Raw genomic sequence first — 17,707 nt, forward strand, 5'->3', positions numbered from 1 at the left:
TAGAATAAATAATAGATCGTTTTTATTAACGAATATTTGATCTACAGTTTAAGCTTCGCCAAACATTTAACAGCCATTAAACAATATTGCTTTACACTATATGTCTTACTTGAACTATTTTAGTTATTGTGTAAGTAGCTGAACATGCTGGGATATAATGTAAGCTAGATGTAGTTTTTATATAAGTGCTGACGCTGAAAGATGGCATTACTACTTACAAATTACACGGCCTTTTGAAATCAATTTGGGTTCTGTACCTTTAGCAAGCTGGTTTCTTAAATCATTTATAAAAATCACTTGCATAATGAAAAGAGTAATATTCGTTTTGATGGGTTTTATGACAGTCATGGGTTTGTATGGCCAAAAACAAACTTCCGGAAATCCTATTTTTCCGGGCTGGTATGCCGATCCTGAAGTAGCGGTGTTTAAAAAGCAATACTGGATTTTTCCCACTTATTCGGATGTTTATGAGAAGCAGGTATTTCTGGATGCTTTTTCGTCAGACGATTTAGTGCATTGGAAGAAGCATCCGCGAATAGTAGATACTGCAGCTATTAAATGGGCCAAGCGTGCTATGTGGGCACCTGCGATAGTAGAAAAAGACAATAAATATTTTTTATTCTTTGCTGCTAATGATATTCAAAATGATAATGAAATAGGAGGCATAGGTATTGCTGTGGCAGACAAGCCGGAAGGACCGTACAAAGATTATCTGGGAAAGCCATTGATTGATAAATTTTACAACGGGGCGCAACCTATCGATCAGTTTGTATTTAAAGATAGTGATGGACAGTATTACATGTACTACGGAGGTTGGCGTCATTGCAATGTAGTCAAGCTTAAAGATGATTTTACCGGTTTTATTCCCTTTGAAGATGGAAGTATTTATAAAGAGGTAACCCCAGAGAAATACGTGGAAGGTCCCTTTATGTTTATACGTAACGGAAAATATTATTTTATGTGGTCTGAAGGAGGGTGGACGGGTCCGGATTACAGCGTGGCATATGCGATAGCCGATTCGCCCTTAGGCCCTTTTAAAAGAATAGGCAAAATTTTGGAGCAGGATACAACCATAGCCACCGGAGCCGGGCACCATTCAGTGTTGCAGATACCAGGTAAGGAGGAATATTATATTGTGTATCACCGCCGGCCTATTACGGAAACCCACGGAAATTCTCGTGTTGTATGTATTGATAAGATGGAGTTTGATGAAAACGGACTTATTAAACCGGTGGTCATTACCCGGGAAGGTGTAAAACCTGTGAAATTAAAATAATTGTATAGTTTACAATTAATACTAATTGTTTCATTATTTTAGCGCTAAAAATTTGCTGCCATGTCTCACGATGCTTTTGTAATTGGAGTGGATTATGGGTCAGATTCGGTTCGTTCGGTGATTCTGGATACCCGTAATGGAAATGAAATCGCAACATCGGTATTTGAATATCCCCGTTGGAAGGACGGATTATATTGTAATCCGGATGCCAATCAGTTTCGTCAGCATCCGCTGGATTATATTGAGGGCCTGATATATACCGTGAAGGACTGTATTGAAAAAGCCGGAGGAAATGTTGCAAAATATATTAAGGGCATCTCTGTAGACACAACTGGTTCCACACCTGTAGCCGTCGATCATACAGGAACACCGTTGGCCCTCACGCCGGGTTTTGAGGAAAACCCTAACGCGATGTTTGTATTATGGAAGGATCACACTTCCATCAGGGAGGCTGAAGAAATCAATCAGCACGCTCAAAAATTCGAAACCAATTATCTCAAATATGTAGGAGGCATCTACTCCAGTGAGTGGTTCTGGGCAAAACTGCTGCATGTATTTCGTGAGGATGAAAAGGTGCGAAATGCAACCGCAAGCTGGGTAGAGCATTGCGATTGGATACCTTTTTTACTAACCGGAGGAAAGGATGTAAAAGAAATTAAGCGAGGAGTATGTTCTGCTGGACATAAAGGTATCTGGTCCGAGGAGTTTGGAGGGTTTCCTCCTAATGAATTTTTTGCTTCTCTAGATCCGTTGCTAGATGGGTTTACATCCAAACTTCCTCGAGACACCTATACTGCAGATAAGCCTGCGGGAAACCTGTCCGCAGAATGGGCAGAAAAGCTGGGATTGAATACCGATGTAGTAGTGGGTATTGGTGCTTTTGATGCGCATATGGGTGCTGTAGGAGGACAGATAGAGCCCTATTTCTTAAGTAAAGTGATGGGGACCTCTACCTGCGATATGTTGGTAGTACCTCAGGATGAGTTTGGAGATAAGCTTGTTCGTGGTATTTGTGGACAGGTTCCGGGATCTATCATTCCCGGAATGATGGGATTGGAAGCTGGCCAAAGCGCTTTTGGTGATATTTATGCATGGTTTAAGAATCTGATTGCATGGCCGCTTCGTTTTGTGGAGGATAATACGCTTAGAAAATCTATCGAATCTCGCATTATAAAAGAGCTTTCTGAAGCCGCTTCCCAACTGCCTTTGAATGAAGAAGACGAACTAGCTGTTGATTGGCTGAACGGAAGACGCACGCCCGATGCTAATCAAAAGTTGAAAGGGGCTATCGCCGGTTTAAATCTGGGTAGTAATGCTCCGGCCGTTTTTAAAGCCCTCGTGGAAGCAAGTTGTTTTGGTGCACGAGCCATTGTAGACCGATTTAATGCCGAAGGCGTTCCGGTGAAAGGATTGATTGGAGTGGGGGGAGTAGCTAAGAAATCGCCTTATGTGATGCAGGTGATGGCTGATGTTATGAACATGCCTATCAAAATTCACAAGTCGGAACAAACCTGTGCTGCAGGAGCAGCCATGTTTGCTGCTACGGTCGCCGGCCTGTATCCGAATGTGAATGAAGCTATGAATGCTATGGGGCAAGGCTTTGATGCCGAGTATCGTCCTATTCCAGAGCATACAGCATACTATGCTAAGCGTATGAAGGAATATGAGGCGTTTGGAAAATTTATAGAAACATCGCTAAGTGCATAGATGTTATCAGGGTTGCAAAAGAAAAGTGTTTTTTCTTGTATTGTGATGCCCTGTATGAAATAAGCATATGAACTACAGATATATTCGTGAAGCTGCATACGAAGCCAATATGCAGCTACCCAAATTGGGATTGGTGTTGTTTACTTTTGGTAATGTAAGTGAGGCGGACCGCGATAAAGGTGTGTTTGCCATTAAGCCTAGTGGAGTGCCATATGAACAGCTCTCTCCGGAAAAAATGGTTATCGTCGACTTTGACGGAAATAAAGTAGAAGGGTCGTTGAACCCTTCTTCGGACACACTCACGCACGCCGTTTTGTACAAGCATTGGGAAGAGATAGGTGGTATTGTACATACGCACTCTACTTATGCTACAGCCTGGGCGCAATCGCAGCGTGATATTCCCATTTTCGGTACTACGCACGCCGATTATAATACGGTGGATATACCCTGTGCGCCGCCCATGAGTGATGAAATGATTCAAGGTAATTACGAGTACGAAACGGGATTTCAAATTATTAACTGTTTTAAGGAAAGAGGACTGGACTACAAGGAAGTTGAAATGATTTTGGTGGGTAATCATGCTCCTTTTACGTGGGGAAAAAATGCCACCAAAGCCGTGCACAATAGTGCTGTATTGGAGCAAATTGCTAAGATGGCTTTCCTTACAGAGCAAATCAATCCTAACGCTCCGCGACTGAAGGATGCCCTCATTAAAAAGCACTATGAACGAAAGCATGGACCTGACAGCTATTACGGACAGCCAGATTATCATTAAAAACTGTGGGAAAACACAGGATAGGCAGCCAGTTTCATAATGGTGCTATCTTCTTTAAAGCCGCCATTTGTACGGTAGTACAAGTGTGCGACGCAAGAGCGATGCGTAACCGTAAACAGTTTGTAACAAAATAAAAAAGAACTCAATGACAGATTTAAAGCAACTGGAAGTGTGGTTTGCAACCGGTAGTCAGAACCTTTATGGGGAGCAAACCCTAATTGAAGTAGATCAGCATTCAAAAGAAATAGCAGGTTATATTAACGACCATAGCAGCATTCCGGTAACGGTTGTATATAAAGGGACCTTGAAGTCTACCGAAGAGGTTTTTGCTTTTTGTGCGGAAGCTAATCATAATGAAAGTTGTATTGGGGTGATTACTTGGATGCATACATTTTCTCCGGCGAAAATGTGGATTAACGGCTTGCGTATTTTGCATAAGCCTTTGCTCCATTTTCATACACAGTACAATCGCGATATACCATGGAGTGATATCGATATGGACTTCATGAATGCCAACCAGTCTGCCCATGGCGACAGAGAGTTTGGATTCATGGTAAGTCGTATGCGCAAGCGTCGCAAGGTAGTAGTAGGGCACTGGAAAGATGATCAAGCTATTGAGCGTATTGCTGCATGGGCTAGAGCCGCAGCCGGCTGGCACGATTGGCAGGGTGCAAGATTTGTACGCTTTGGCGATAACATGCGTTACGTAGCAGTAACCGAAGGTGATAAAGTGGAGGCCGAAATGCGTTTTGGTTATAGTGTAAATACACACGGCATAGGTGATTTGGTAAAAGTGATTAATGAAGTGTCTGATGCAGAAGTGCAGGCTCTTGTGAAAGAGTATTTCGACACTTATGAGGTAATGGATGTGTTGCAGGAAGGTAAATCGCACCACGAATCGCTGCAGGTGGCCGCTCGGATTGAACTGGGGCTAAAGCATTTCTTGGAAGACGGCGGCTATAAGGGCTTCAGCGATACTTTTGAAGACTTACACGGTATGCGTCAGCTGCCGGGCATCGGAGCCCAGCGCATGATGGCAGCCGGATATGGTTTTGCGGGAGAAGGTGACTGGAAAACGGCAGCGCTGGTACGCGCTATGAAAGTAATGGCTACAGGACTGCCGGGAGGTAACAGTTTTATGGAAGATTATACCTACCATTTTGATCCGCAGAACGCTCTTGTGTTGGGTGCGCACATGTTGGAGATCTGCCCCTCCATTGCTAGTGGCAAAGCTAGTGTAGAAGTGCACCCTCTGGGTATTGGTGGCAAGGAAGATCCGGTGCGTCTTGTATTCAATGCAAAAGGAGGGGCTGCGTTAAATGCATCCATTGTGGATATGGGTAACAGATTTAGATTGTTGGTGAATGAAGTAGAAGCGCTTGAGCCCCAGCACGATTTACCCAAGCTGCCTGTAGCCCGTGTATTATGGCGTCCTTATCCTGATATGAATACAGGTTGTGCGGCATGGATATTGGCAGGGGGCGCGCATCATACCTGTTACTCACAAAACCTCACGGCTGAGCATCTGGAAGACTTTGCTGATATGGCCGGCATTGAGTTTACACTTATCGGCAAAAACACAGACCTCTACCATTTCAAGAACGAATTGAGGTGGAGCGAGGTATATTATCAGCTTAATAAATCTTAAAAACCGGTAAAACAAATGTGAGAATATTACATTTTAATGAACTTATTATTTTTATATTCGCGAGGTTTTAAAAAAATGATAACAATTTCAGCCATATGAGTAAATATCTAGGAACTGCAGATTACATCGTCTTTTTCGTGTATTTCATCATCGTAGCCTCTTACGGATATTGGGTATATCTGCGTAAAAAGAAAGCTACAGTTACCGCTTCACACGACTATTTCCTTGCAGAGGGTTCTTTGTCTTGGTGGGCTATCGGGGCTTCTCTAATTGCTTCTAACATTTCTGCGGAGCAATTTATTGGAATGAGTGGTGAAGGTTTCTTCGTAGGTGTTGCCGTGGCAGCATATGAGTGGATCGCTGCCGTAGCATTGATCATCATTGCTATATGGTTCATACCTATTTACCTAAAGAACAAAATATACACCATGCCGCAGTTCCTAGAAACGCGGTATAACAAATCCGTTTCGCTCATCATGGCTGTGTTCTGGTTGTTCTTGTATGTAATTGTAAACCTTACTTCTATTCTGTATCTGGGCGCTCTGGCCATAGATGCATTACTTGGGGGAGGTTATTTGCATACAATCATGGTAATCCTGTTGATAATGGCATTGCTGATTGGTTTGGGTGGTATGAAGGTAATTGGTTATACCGATGTGATACAGGTGGCAGTGCTGATTATTGGTGGATTTGCAACGGTGTATATGGCTTTGCAAATTGTAGACCAACGGGTTAACGGAGCAGCTACCGGAAGTGCTATTGCAGGATTTAAGGCCCTGCTCAATGAAGCGCCTCAACATTTCAAGCTGATTTTGGATAAACCCAAGGTAACCACCACCACATTGAACATGCCAGAGAATTTGGATGTACAAAAGTATGTGGTACTGCCCGGTTTGGCAATGTACTTTGCGGGTCAGTGGATTGTAAACCTGAACTATTGGGGATGTAACCAATATATTACACAACGTGCGTTGGGTGCTGATTTGAAAACAGCCCGTACCGGTATTCTTTTTGCCGGCTTCCTGAAGTTGTTCATGCCCGTAATTGTAATGCTGCCTGGTATCGCTGCATACGTTTTATACACCAAGGGCGAATTACCAGGGTTTAACGGTGTGAAGGATAGTGCCTACTCAGCTATTTTAGGCTTTTTGCCGGTAGGGTTAAAAGGGCTGGCAGTTGCGGCGCTTACTGCTGCCATTGTAGCTTCTTTAGCCGGAAAAGTAAATAGTATTTCTACAATCTATACGCTGGATATTTATAAAAAGTATCTGAAAAAAGATGCTACAGAGCTACAGCTGGTAAGAACCGGAAGATGGGCCATTATCGTGGCTATGCTGGTAGCGCTGGCATTTACTTGGACAGATGTACTGGGCATCAGTGGTGAGGGTGGTTTTACCTTTATTCAGAAATATACAGGCTTTATCAGCCCGGGTGTGTTTGCTATGTTCCTGTTGGGTATGTTCTGGAAGCGTACTACAGGTACTGCCGCTCTGGTGGGTGTGATATTGGGATTCGTATTAGCGATATTCTTCAATAGTTACGCCGTGGATATTTTTGGTAAAGAAACCTGGATGTACACAGCTTTCACTTACGAAAAAATGGAGAACGGGGTTGTACATACCATTACCGAAATTCCGTTTTTGATCAATATGGGTTGGTCCTTTGTGATTACAGTGATTGTAATGGTATTGATCAGCCTTGCAGGTCCTAAAGTAAATCCAAAGGCCTTTGTTATCGACAGAAGCATGTTTAAGCTGGATCCTAGAACGATCGTGTTGATTGTAATAATTCTGTTATTGCTTTCTGCACTGTATGTAAGATTCTGGTAAGAAATAATCTGTTTTTCTATAGAACCGGTCAGTTTTATCCTGGCCGGTTTTTTTATGCTTAAATGGAAATAGCGGAGTATATTTAAGCATTACTACGGACAAATCATAAGCATGGAGCAATATGAGCAGATAATAGCCCGCGAGCTTGCCGCCTGGAAAGTAAGAATGCTGAAAAAGCCGGGATTAATGGCCAAGCTTTCTAAGCGCACCCAAGATAAACTCAATGCTGCGATACCCGAAAAGGTGCACAATACCATCACTGCCATCATTAAGCAAATGATTCGCGGCGTATTGTTCGGTGCCAAGTATACTACCTCGCGCCCTCCTGAAAATGCTACTTTGCGTGAGCGGGAGTTGATTATACAGGAAAAAATAAAATTTTACCGCAGCACAGCAGCTATTGAAGGTGGTGTAACCGGGGCCGGAGGTATCTTCCTAGGTTTAGCAGATTTTCCCATGCTTCTGGCTTTGAAATTGAAACTACTTTATGAAATTGCCACCGTGTACGGATTTGACTTGAATGACTACAAAGAACGCATTTATCTACTACATGTTTTTGAACTGGCTTTTTCGGGTAAAGCGCATAGTAGAGAGGTGTTTTTAAAAATCGAAAACTGGGAGCAATATGCAAAAGAGCTTCCTGAAGACATCCATCAGTTTGACTGGCGAAAGTTTCAGCAAGAGTACAGAGATTATCTGGATATTGCTAAAATGGCACAGCTGCTTCCGATAATTGGCGCTCCTGTAGGATTTGTTGTGAACTACAAGCTAGTAAAAAAGTTGGGCGAAACTGCCATTAACGCTTATAGAATGCGGTATTTAAAGTCGGGTTCTGGATAATAAAAAAGAGGTGTGGTTAACCACACCTCTTTTTTTCTATGTAGATGGTTTAATAATCTCCTAGTGTTTCGGGTAATTGTTCCAGGGCTTTAGCCAATTGCTCATCATTAGGCGCAATTCCATGCCAGCCGTGATCATTTTCCATAAAGTCTACACCTTTACCCATAACGGTACGCATCATAATACCTACCGGTTTGCCTTTGCCGGTAGCTTCTTTAGCCTGTTCCAGTACGGCTACCACTTCGTCCATATCGTTACCGTTCATCTCCAAGACATGCCATCCAAATGCCTGAAACTTTTCTCTCAGGTCGCCCAAGTCCAATACTTTCTGGGTAGGACCGTCAATCTGTTGGCCGTTCCAGTCAACAGTAGCAATAAGGTTATCTACCTTATGAGCTGCAGCAAACATTACGGCTTCCCATACTTGTCCTTCATTCAACTCACCATCACCAAGCAGTGCATATACCAGTTTGGAATCGCCGTTTAATTTTTTGGAAAGTGCGGCACCAATGGCAACACTTAAGCCTTGTCCTAAAGAGCCACTAGCTACACGTACGCCGGGTAAATGTTCATGAGTGGCGGGGTGTCCTTGTAGGCGGCTGTTTATTTTACGGAAAGTGGCTAATTCTTTAACATCGAAATAACCAGAGCGGGCCAGAACGGAGTAAAATACCGGTGATATATGACCGTTGGAAAGAAAAAACAGGTTTTCATTTTTTCCCTCCATATTAAAGGACGGATTGTGCTCCATCACTTTGAAATACAATGCAGTTAAAAAGTCGGCACAGCCAAGGGAACCTCCCGGGTGACCACTTTGGGCGCCATGAACCATTCGTACGATGTCTCTTCTCACTTGAGTTGCTATTTCTTGCAAAGTTGCCATTAGTCATTAAGTTTATGTGTGTTACAAATATGCACTATTTTTTACTCATAATATGAGTATGAGTCCTAAAAATTGCCTAAGATACATAAAATACTTACTTTTGCTAAACTATTAAACCTTATTGAATGCTCCAAATTCTGGCAACAGCTATAATTTCGTTTATAGTTGCTTTTTTAGCAATTCCGGTAATTATTTTAGTTGCTGAAAAGAAAAAATTATTTGATATACCGGATGAACGGAAATTGCATACCCATACTATAGCCTCGTTAGGGGGAATAGGAGTTTTTATCGGACTAACTTTTGCACTGCTATTAAGCGTCAACTTCCAGCAAAGTCCCGAATTTCAGTATTTTATAGCCGCGCTGCTACTGATGTTTTTCATCGGATTAAAGGACGATATTATTGCCTTATCAGCTTTTAAAAAGTTTGTAGTACAAATTATAGCTGCGGGATTAGTAATTCATTTAGGGGGGATAAGAATTGAGAGCTTATACGGGCTTGCTGGGATTTATGATATCAGTCCGGTTTACGGGCTTGCATTAAGCTATATTATTCTTATCTTAATTATTAACGCATTTAACCTGATTGATGGGGTAGATGGATTGGCGGGAAGTCTGGGTATACTCTCTACTTCATTGTTGGGTACTTACTTTTATATGGCCGGTATGATGCCTTATGCGTTGTTGGCATTCTCCTTATCGGCAGCATTAATGGCTTTTCTTATTTTCAATTTTCATCCCGCAAAAATCTTCATGGGCGATTGCGGCTCATTAACGGTAGGACTCATATGTGGTATTCTAGTGTTGAAGTTTATTAATGTGGCGGCCAATCCGACATCTCCTTTTCCCATTGAGTCATCAGTAGCCTTGGGAATTGCTGTAATACTAGTGCCTTTGGTAGATACTGTCCGAGTATTTGCAATTCGGATTTTGAAAGGACGTTCCCCCTTCTTTCCCGATAGAAATCACGTGCATCATTTATTGCTCGATCATGGTTTTAATCACTCTGGAGTCACTACTATTTGTGTAGCTGCCAATATATTGTTTATTGTGTGGGTATATTTTTGCCGCTCCTTAGGAAATACTCCCCTCGTCATAGGCCTTTTTTTCATTTGTTATGTAATATTAGGAGCATTATTTTATACCCTTCCCCGCCGTAAATTGGTTATTCAAAGACAGATTATATCCAGCCTTCAAGAAAAGAAACCGGCTTCAAAGGTTATAGATCTTTCTACCAAAAAAGAATTGGGAAATGAAAAAGTAAAAGGGTAATTTCTTTCTAATGATTACTCTTTACACTGATTTTATTAGATTTGCTGCATTTTAAAAAACGTTAAGAATGCAAGATCAGGTAGATAAGATTATTAGCACCGCTGAAGAAGGCATGAAGAAGGCTATCGCCTTTCTGGAAGCTGAGTTAACTAAAATTAGAGCCGGTAAGGCCAACCCTCAAATGTTAGATGGCATCACGGTAGAATATTACGGAGCCCCTGTTCCTCTAAATCAGGTAGCCAATATTACAGTATTGGATGCTCGAACTTTGAACGTTCAACCGTGGGAAAAAAATATGTTGCAGCCCATAGAAAGGGCCATTATTGCTGCCAATATTGGCATTAACCCTCAAAATGATGGTGTCAACATTCGTCTGTTTTTGCCTCCTCTAACTGAAGAACGCAGAAAAGAGTTGGTTAAGAAAAGTTTTGCAGAGGGAGAAAATTCTAAAGTAGGGGTGCGCAGTGCAAGACGCGACGCTATTGAAGCTATAAAAAAGCTGCAAAAAGACGGATTGAGCGAGGATGCTGCCAAGGATGCCGAAGCTGCTGTACAGGAGCTTACAGATAAATATATTGCTTTGGTTGAGAAGCATCTGGCTGCCAAGGAAAAGGAAATAATGGCCATTTAATTTATCGGTTGTTGTTAGAGGGTAACGAGTATTCCGAGGAATGCGACAAAACAACTGCACTTTTGTATATTTTCTAACACTAAAATCTATATTTATGGGAATGCTCAAAGACTTCAAAGAGTTTGCATTAAGAGGAAATGTCGTCGACCTCGCTGTGGCAGTAATTATCGGGGGTGCGTTTGGGGCAATTGTCACATCCTTGGTTGAAGATTTAATCACACCTGTTATCCTCAATCCGGCCTTAAAAGCTGCAGGAGCCGAGAATATCGAAAAATTGGCATGGAATGGTATTCTTTATGGTAAGTTTTTGGCAGCAGTTCTCAAATTTATTGTGATTGCTTTTGTGCTGTTTTTATTAATTCGATTAGCTAATAAATTTAAGAAACAAGAAGAAGCAGCTCCGGCTGAGCCATCTTCAACAGATAAATTGTTGGCCGAAATTCGTGATGAGCTAAAGAAAAGACCCTAATTTTTGATTTTACTATTTAAGGGATAATATTTCTTACTTTTGAGTCCTGCTCTATGCAGGACTTTATTATTTTTCTACTAAAAAATTACTTGTGGCAAATACACCTACTTATCAGATAAAACTGTCGCAGTTCGAAGGTCCGTTTGATCTTTTGCTGTTCTTTATTGAGCGGGATGAGTTGGATATTTATAATATTCCCATTACAAAAATTACCAACGATTTTCTGGACTATATCCATAGTCAAGAGGCGCTGAACATAGAGCTCTCCAGCGAATTTATTCTGTTTGTGTCTACGCTGATGCGCATTAAGGCCAAGATGCTCATTCCGCGTAAGGAGCTGGATGTAAACGGCAATGAAATTGATCCACGTGAAGAACTTGTAAATAAACTACTCGAGTATAAAAAATACAAAGAAGCAGCAGCACAACTGGCCGAGCAAGAAGCATTACGTATGCTGATGATTAAGCGCGGCAACATTCAGCGCGAGTTGGCTCAAATAGGGGAAGAGGCGAGCGAGGGTACGGAAATTCAGACGCTTACGCTTTTCAAGCTCATGAAAGCGTTTGAAAGAGTTTTACAACGGTATAGTGATAGGGTAAATAAACCTGTCCATACTGTAGTAAGGTATAATTATACCATGGAAAATAGCCGTGAGCATGTGCTGCAGCTTACAGAGAGAGAAAAGAATTTGTCATTTGAAAAGCTTTTTGAAGGAGCCGAGAACAGGGTTCACGCAATTTTCCTATTCCTATCGGTACTGGAGCTGGTGCAACAAAATTTTCTCAAAATTATGGTGGGGGAGGGTAGGAATAATTTTATACTGGAATATGTGGCCCCTGAAGACCGAGATCCCGAAAGAGTTAGCGATACATCTTCTTTCGAGGATGAAAATAAAATAGAGCCTACATCATAAAAAATCCCGCTCAACTGAGCGGGATTTTTTTTATACTAAAGTTTGATTGCACTTAAATTTTAATTCCAACAGTCAATACCACTCTGGAATTATTGCTTTTCACCTCTGCGGGATAATAAGAGGCGCTGGTTAAGCGGTAGGGGAACACTACATCTTTACCCAAAGTATGTACATAACCCAGATCTACAAAGAAACCTTGGTTTCTGTAACCTAAACCACCGGTAATCTGAGTAATGCTTCCCTTCTCTCCCGCAATATCTTTATAGGGATTGCCATAGTAAGCTCCACCCAAACGTACCATTACAGGGTTGAATTTAAGTTCCGCACCCAGTCGGGCATTCACTGCTCCTTGGTAGGCATTGTCAATAGCCCGATTCAGTTCTCTGTAAATATTTTCATTACCTATAGTACGATTGTATGAGGTGTTTTTGAAAGTAGATGCTGCATGATTGACATATTCTACATCACCGGATATAAAACCTTTTTGAGTTTTTACATCGTACACATTGCCAAACAGTACAGAGAAGCTAGCGCCCACTTTAAATGGTGTACGAAGGTTGTAATCGAACACCAGTGGGTCTCTGGTAGCTACTTCGTGTACATTATTACCATCATGAGTAGTATAGTCTTCTACGTCTGCACCGGCAGCAGCATAGTAAGTATCGCTTAAAGAATACCAGGTAGGAGTGTGCGCATAAACACCGAGTCTCACATTATCGTTTACTTTGAATACAGCACCTAGTTTAAGGTTGATACCAACACCTTTCGTTACTAAATCATCATCAAAGTAAGCATAGTTAAACTGATTGATTGCAGACTCTGAAGGATCCTGCTCGGTATAACGTCTGGTAGCACCATACCTCAATACCGGAAGCCCAATAGTGGCACCTAAGTATACTTTGTCATTAATATTGGCGGCACCTGCAAAAGCAAATTCGGTGATGCCTCCGTTAGTGATTATTTCTTGCTTTTGCTCCAAACCTGATGCTCGTGCTAACTCAGAAGCCGAAGAAAATAGGGCTCCTCCAGAGGTAGTATCTACCCAATAAGTTTCAAAAGCAAGCCCCGAGCCGTAAGGGTTACTATCACCGTACTTATCAATATCTTCCATGAAATAATCGGCCATAGAAGTACGGCTTAATGTACCACCTTTATTGGTATAAGTAATGCGGTTGTTGAAGTCCGCCACTCTGTTGATGGCAAAACCAAAGGCAGAGCTTCTCAGCGAGCCATTACCATAAGTGGGGTTACCCATTACAAACCCGGAAGTACCTAAGAAGCCGCTTGATTTATTGTCTTTGGTAGTTACCCCCAGGTAAGAGGTTTTATTATTCATGAGGTTTAAGCCTCCGGTTATCACCAAGTCGCTGGTTTTATAAAATCCTATATTCGCCGGGTTAGAGAAGATGGTTGAAATTTCTCCCCCGATGGCTCCATTGGCATTAGCAATACCTTGCGATCTGGCTGTTCCCGTATTCTGCAACCAGGAATAGCGCAACGCATCTTCCGGCGTTTGAGCATATATTGCGCCTGCAGCAGTTAACAGTGCGACTGCTAAAAAAACTCTTTTCATTAGTTACCTTGATTTGGATTAATAATTAAAACTCGTCACATTAAAATCTCCGACTGCCTGCACCTCCGCCGCCTCCAATACTACGGGAAGAACCTGCTCCCGAAGAGCTATTGTTATACGATGGAGAAGAGTAGCTCCTGGTTTCAGTAGTTGGAGTACGGGAGTAGGTATCTGTACTGTAGGATCGGGTTGAATAATTAGACGATCCACGGTTCAAATTATAACTTCTAGCAGTATTTACATTGGAGTTGCCGCTATGGGTATACGTACTGCTATTGGAACGTACGCCATAGGTACTTCTGTAATTGGTAGTACCGGTTGAAGTACGATTATAAGCGCCGTAGTTAGTAGTTCTAGGACCATAGTTAGCTCTGCGGCCCACTATAATACCAGGCCCGTAGCCGTACCAACCACCATACCAGCCGTAGAACCAGGGATCATACCAACCCCATCCGGGACCATACCAGCTGCCCCACCATCCGGCGTACCAACCTCCCCACCAAGGGTCGTACCAACCCCATCCGGGACCATGCCAGCCACCCCACCCTGCATACCATCTATAGTACCAGGGGTTGTACCACATGTTCCAGTAACTAACCGGACTCCAAGGTGTGTTCCAGAAGAAAGGATCATTCCAGTACACCCAGTTGTTGTAGTAGCTAAAGTTATATCTATCGCCGTAGAAATACCAGTCATCCAAAGCACTCCAACGATAGCGATTGCGTACTTTCATACGCAAATAACGATCGTCGTAGTCTTCGTACTCATCCTCATCGTCGTAAGCACGATAGCGTTTCTCGTCTGTTTTTTTAACCTTAGCATACTCCTGGGCAGGCGGCTCCGGAGAGCTGTACACATCGTCAGGAGTTTGTCCCGCTTGGTAAGCGGTAGAACAGCTTGCCAAGGCGATTACCACACCCAACAGTAACCAGAGGTTTAAATTCTTTATTTTCATTGGGCAATTATATTTATTTAGTTAATTAATTGTTTTTGTTAATCCTTAAAATTTTACATTTGCCAGATATGAAGGATTAGCCTGTAAAATTAGGGTATTCCTTCGTATATATGAGACGTCAATATTTATAAAAAGGATGCAAGATTGTTAGAGAAATCATAATAAGAATTGTTAAAAAAATATTTTTATAATAATTTAATTTTTGATTGATTATCAATTGTTTGTATTTGTATAGAAGTGTGAGGTTGATAAAATTGTAAAATTAGGACGCAGTTGTTTGCTTGAGAAAGGCTTTTAGCAATAAAAATAAAGTTGTATTACAAAAATATGAGTAAGGAAATTACACCACGAGCGCAGGATTATGCACAATGGTATAATGATTTGGTACTAAAAGGTGGACTGGCAGATTACTCTGCTGTAAGAGGCTGTATGGTGATTAAACCTTATGGTTTTTCTCTTTGGGAAAATATGCGCGATGCTTTGGACAAAATGTTTAAGGATACAGGACATGTGAATGCTTATTTTCCACTGTTTATACCCAAAAGTTTTTTAAGTAGGGAAGCGGCCCATGTGGAAGGTTTTGCCAAAGAGTGTGCAGTTGTTACACACTACAGATTGAAAAACGATCCTAATGGGAACGGCGTAATTGTAGATCCTGAAGCTAAGCTGGAAGAAGAACTGATTGTTCGTCCTACCAGTGAAACCATTATCTGGAATACTTATAAAGATTGGATACAATCTTACCGCGACTTACCTATTCTAGTGAACCAATGGGCTAATGTGGTTCGTTGGGAAATGCGTACCCGTTTGTTTTTGCGTACCGCAGAGTTTTTGTGGCAGGAAGGTCATACCGCTCATGCTACTAAGGAAGAAGCCGAAGCAGAAGCAAAAAAAATGTTGGAGGTATACGCACAGTTTGCCGAAGAGTACATGGCACTTCCGGTAATTAAAGGTGTAAAAACCGAAACAGAAAGATTTGCCGGAGCGGTAGATACCTATTGTATCGAGGCATTGATGCAGGATGGTAAGGCACTGCAGGCAGGAACTTCGCATTTCTTGGGGCAGAATTTTGCGAAAGCTTTCGACGTACAGTTCTTGAACAAAGAAAATAAACAGGAGTATGTGTGGGCTACCAGCTGGGGAGTAAGTACCCGTTTGGTAGGAGCACTGGTGATGGCTCATAGCGATGATGACGGATTGGTGTTGCCTCCTAAGATAGCTCCGTTACAGGTAGTAATTGTACCTATTTATAAAGGCGATGAGCAGAAAGCCATGATTGACGCTAAGGCCGAAGAAATACTGACCACACTCCGAAAAATGGGTATTCGTGCTCAGTACGACGGCTCGGATAATGTACGCCCTGGATGGAAATTTGCCGAGTATGAAATGAAAGGCGTACCAGTACGTATTGTCCTAGGAGCAAGAGACCTAGCTAACAATCAGGTAGAAATTGCGCGCAGAGATACCAAAGCCAAAGAAACGATCTCTGCCGATGGCATGTATGCGTATATTGAAAAATTATTGGAGGATATCCAGAATAGTATTTTCAATAAGGCGAAGGCTTACCGCGATGAGCATATCACACCCGTAGACACTTGGGATGAATTTGTGAAGGTTCTGGATGAAAAAGGTGGTTTTGTATTTGCTCACTGGGATGGCACCGCCGAAACCGAAAACGAGATTAAAGAAAAAACCAAAGCCACTATCCGCTGCATTCCTATCGATGGAAGCGGAGTGGAAGAAGGAAGCTGTATTCTTACAGGAAAGCCATCTAAGCAAAGAGTACTGTTTGCTCGCGCTTATTAATATTACTAAAAGGTAGAGGAGTTTAGCCTTTATTGGCCAGCTGTCCACAAGCGGCATCTATGTCTTTTCCGCGGCTGCGACGCAAGCGGGCATTCACCTTGTGATGCTCAAGGTAGCGCATGAACGCCTCTACCTTTTCTTCTGAAGGTTTGGTAAACTGAGCAAATTCAATAGGATTGTACTCAATGATGTTGATCAGGTCGGCGGGTACCTGACGGTAAATCTTTATCAGTTCATCCGCATCTTGTAAAGAATCGTTGAAATTATTGAAGAGAATATATTCAAGAGTGATTTCGTTCTTGGTCTTTTTATAGAAATAATTCAATGCTTCCACCAGCGATTTAATATTATTGCTTTCGTTGATGGGCATAATTTCATGCCTTTTTTTATCGTTGGCAGCGTGTAGTGATAATGCCAGCTTAAACCTTACCTGATCGTCTCCCAGCTTTTTGATCATTTTGGCTACACCCGCCGTGGATACCGTAATACGGCGCGGACTCATTCCCAGTCCCTCTGGGGAAGTAATCCGTTCGATGGCCATTAATACATTTTTGTAATTGAGCAGCGGCTCGCCCATGCCCATGAAAACAATATTGGTAAGCTTCTTACCATAAGCTTCGACCGATTGTTTGTTAATTAGTACAACTTCGTCGAAAATCTCATCAAAGTTGAGATTGCGTTTACGCTCCAGATAACCTGTAGCACAGAACTTACAGCTGAGGCTACATCCGATTTGAGAGCTTACGCAGGCTGTTTTTCTTTCATCAGTAGGAATCAGTACACCTTCTGTGAGATGGCCGTCAAAAGTGCGGAATCTTGTTTTGATGGTGCCGTCTTGTGAATGCTGGGTAGTATCTATTCCGATGGCTGGCAGCGAAAACTGCATAGCCAGTTGCTCTCTCAATGCTTTGCTGATGTTGGTCATCGCCTCAAAGCTTTGTACAGGTTTTTGCCAAAGCCATTCGTACACTTGCTTTGCCCGGAATTTTTTCTCTCCAACAGACAAAAAATATGCTTCTAACTCCTGCAGGGACAAGTCTCTGATATTTTGTTTTACAACAGCCATTGTGCAAAGATAGGTTAACCTGAAACGTTTTTAAAAACATCATCTTTTTAAGACATTCGGAGGGG

15 protein-coding genes are annotated in these 17,707 nt (G+C 42.1%); 11 read left to right on the forward strand and 4 right to left on the reverse strand.

The window, feature by feature from the left end; all coding sequences use genetic code 11:
- The first annotated feature begins 304 nt into the window (after positions 1–304).
- The 6 genes from V2H41_RS01340 (at position 305) to V2H41_RS01365 (ending at position 8,075) form a co-directional block, all read left to right on the forward strand.
- Positions 305–1,276, forward strand: a complete 972-nt coding sequence (locus V2H41_RS01340; protein WP_330973312.1) for a glycoside hydrolase family 43 protein — start codon at positions 305–307, stop codon at positions 1,274–1,276.
- A 60-nt stretch (positions 1,277–1,336) separates the two neighbouring features.
- A complete protein-coding gene (locus V2H41_RS01345; protein ID WP_330973313.1) occupies positions 1,337–2,983 on the forward strand; it encodes a ribulokinase in 1,647 nt (548 codons plus the stop codon).
- Positions 2,984–3,050: 67 nt separating this feature from the next.
- The gene (locus tag V2H41_RS01350; RefSeq protein WP_330973314.1) at positions 3,051–3,758 is read left to right on the forward strand and encodes an L-ribulose-5-phosphate 4-epimerase; all 708 of its coding nucleotides are present in this window, start codon (positions 3,051–3,053) and stop codon (positions 3,756–3,758) included.
- A gap of 145 nt (positions 3,759–3,903) precedes the next feature.
- Positions 3,904–5,406, forward strand: coding sequence for an L-arabinose isomerase (gene araA / locus V2H41_RS01355; RefSeq protein WP_330973315.1), 1,503 nt, complete (start codon positions 3,904–3,906; stop codon positions 5,404–5,406).
- Between the two features lie 95 nt (positions 5,407–5,501).
- Positions 5,502–7,235, forward strand: coding sequence for a sodium:solute symporter family transporter (locus V2H41_RS01360; protein WP_330973316.1), 1,734 nt, complete (start codon positions 5,502–5,504; stop codon positions 7,233–7,235).
- 111 nt (positions 7,236–7,346) lie between these two features.
- Positions 7,347–8,075 (forward strand): EcsC family protein, encoded by a 729-nt coding sequence (locus tag V2H41_RS01365; RefSeq protein WP_330973317.1) that lies wholly within the window; start codon positions 7,347–7,349, stop codon positions 8,073–8,075.
- A gap of 49 nt (positions 8,076–8,124) precedes the next feature.
- Here V2H41_RS01365 and V2H41_RS01370 read toward each other — a convergent pair whose 3' ends face one another.
- Positions 8,125–8,958, reverse strand: a complete 834-nt coding sequence (locus tag V2H41_RS01370) for a transketolase (protein WP_330973318.1) — start codon at positions 8,956–8,958, stop codon at positions 8,125–8,127.
- A gap of 125 nt (positions 8,959–9,083) precedes the next feature.
- Here V2H41_RS01370 and V2H41_RS01375 point away from each other — a divergent pair, with 125 nt between their 5' ends.
- The 4 genes from V2H41_RS01375 (at position 9,084) to V2H41_RS01390 (ending at position 12,242) form a co-directional block, all read left to right on the forward strand.
- The gene (locus V2H41_RS01375; RefSeq protein ID WP_330973319.1) at positions 9,084–10,229 is read left to right on the forward strand and encodes an MraY family glycosyltransferase; all 1,146 of its coding nucleotides are present in this window, start codon (positions 9,084–9,086) and stop codon (positions 10,227–10,229) included.
- Between the two features lie 67 nt (positions 10,230–10,296).
- On the forward strand, positions 10,297–10,860 hold the full coding sequence (gene frr / locus V2H41_RS01380; RefSeq protein WP_330973320.1) for a ribosome recycling factor: 564 nt from the start codon (positions 10,297–10,299) through the stop codon (positions 10,858–10,860).
- A gap of 94 nt (positions 10,861–10,954) precedes the next feature.
- Positions 10,955–11,329 carry a large conductance mechanosensitive channel protein MscL gene (gene mscL, locus V2H41_RS01385; RefSeq protein WP_330973321.1) on the forward strand — a complete coding sequence of 125 codons (375 nt, stop codon included), beginning with the start codon at positions 10,955–10,957 and terminating at the stop codon, positions 11,327–11,329.
- Between the two features lie 91 nt (positions 11,330–11,420).
- Positions 11,421–12,242, forward strand: a complete 822-nt coding sequence (locus tag V2H41_RS01390; protein ID WP_330973322.1) for a segregation and condensation protein A — start codon at positions 11,421–11,423, stop codon at positions 12,240–12,242.
- 52 nt (positions 12,243–12,294) lie between these two features.
- On the opposite strand, the gene V2H41_RS01395 is transcribed toward V2H41_RS01390, so the two are convergent.
- Both V2H41_RS01395 and V2H41_RS01400 read right to left on the reverse strand, forming a co-directional pair.
- On the reverse strand, positions 12,295–13,815 hold the full coding sequence (locus tag V2H41_RS01395) for an OmpP1/FadL family transporter (RefSeq protein WP_330973323.1): 1,521 nt from the start codon (positions 13,813–13,815) through the stop codon (positions 12,295–12,297).
- Between the two features lie 40 nt (positions 13,816–13,855).
- The gene (locus V2H41_RS01400) at positions 13,856–14,770 is read right to left on the reverse strand and encodes a hypothetical protein (protein WP_330973324.1); all 915 of its coding nucleotides are present in this window, start codon (positions 14,768–14,770) and stop codon (positions 13,856–13,858) included.
- 327 nt (positions 14,771–15,097) lie between these two features.
- Between V2H41_RS01400 and proS the strand changes: the two genes are divergently transcribed.
- Positions 15,098–16,576, forward strand: coding sequence for a proline--tRNA ligase (proS, locus tag V2H41_RS01405; protein ID WP_330973325.1), 1,479 nt, complete (start codon positions 15,098–15,100; stop codon positions 16,574–16,576).
- A 22-nt stretch (positions 16,577–16,598) separates the two neighbouring features.
- Here proS and rlmN read toward each other — a convergent pair whose 3' ends face one another.
- A complete protein-coding gene (gene rlmN / locus V2H41_RS01410) occupies positions 16,599–17,642 on the reverse strand; it encodes a dual-specificity RNA methyltransferase RlmN (RefSeq protein ID WP_330973326.1) in 1,044 nt (347 codons plus the stop codon).
- Positions 17,643–17,707 lie beyond the last annotated feature (65 nt).

Origin of the sequence: Niabella digestorum, from assembly GCF_036409055.1 — a bacterium.
Taxonomy (GTDB): Bacteria; Bacteroidota; Bacteroidia; order Chitinophagales; family Chitinophagaceae; genus Niabella; species Niabella composti.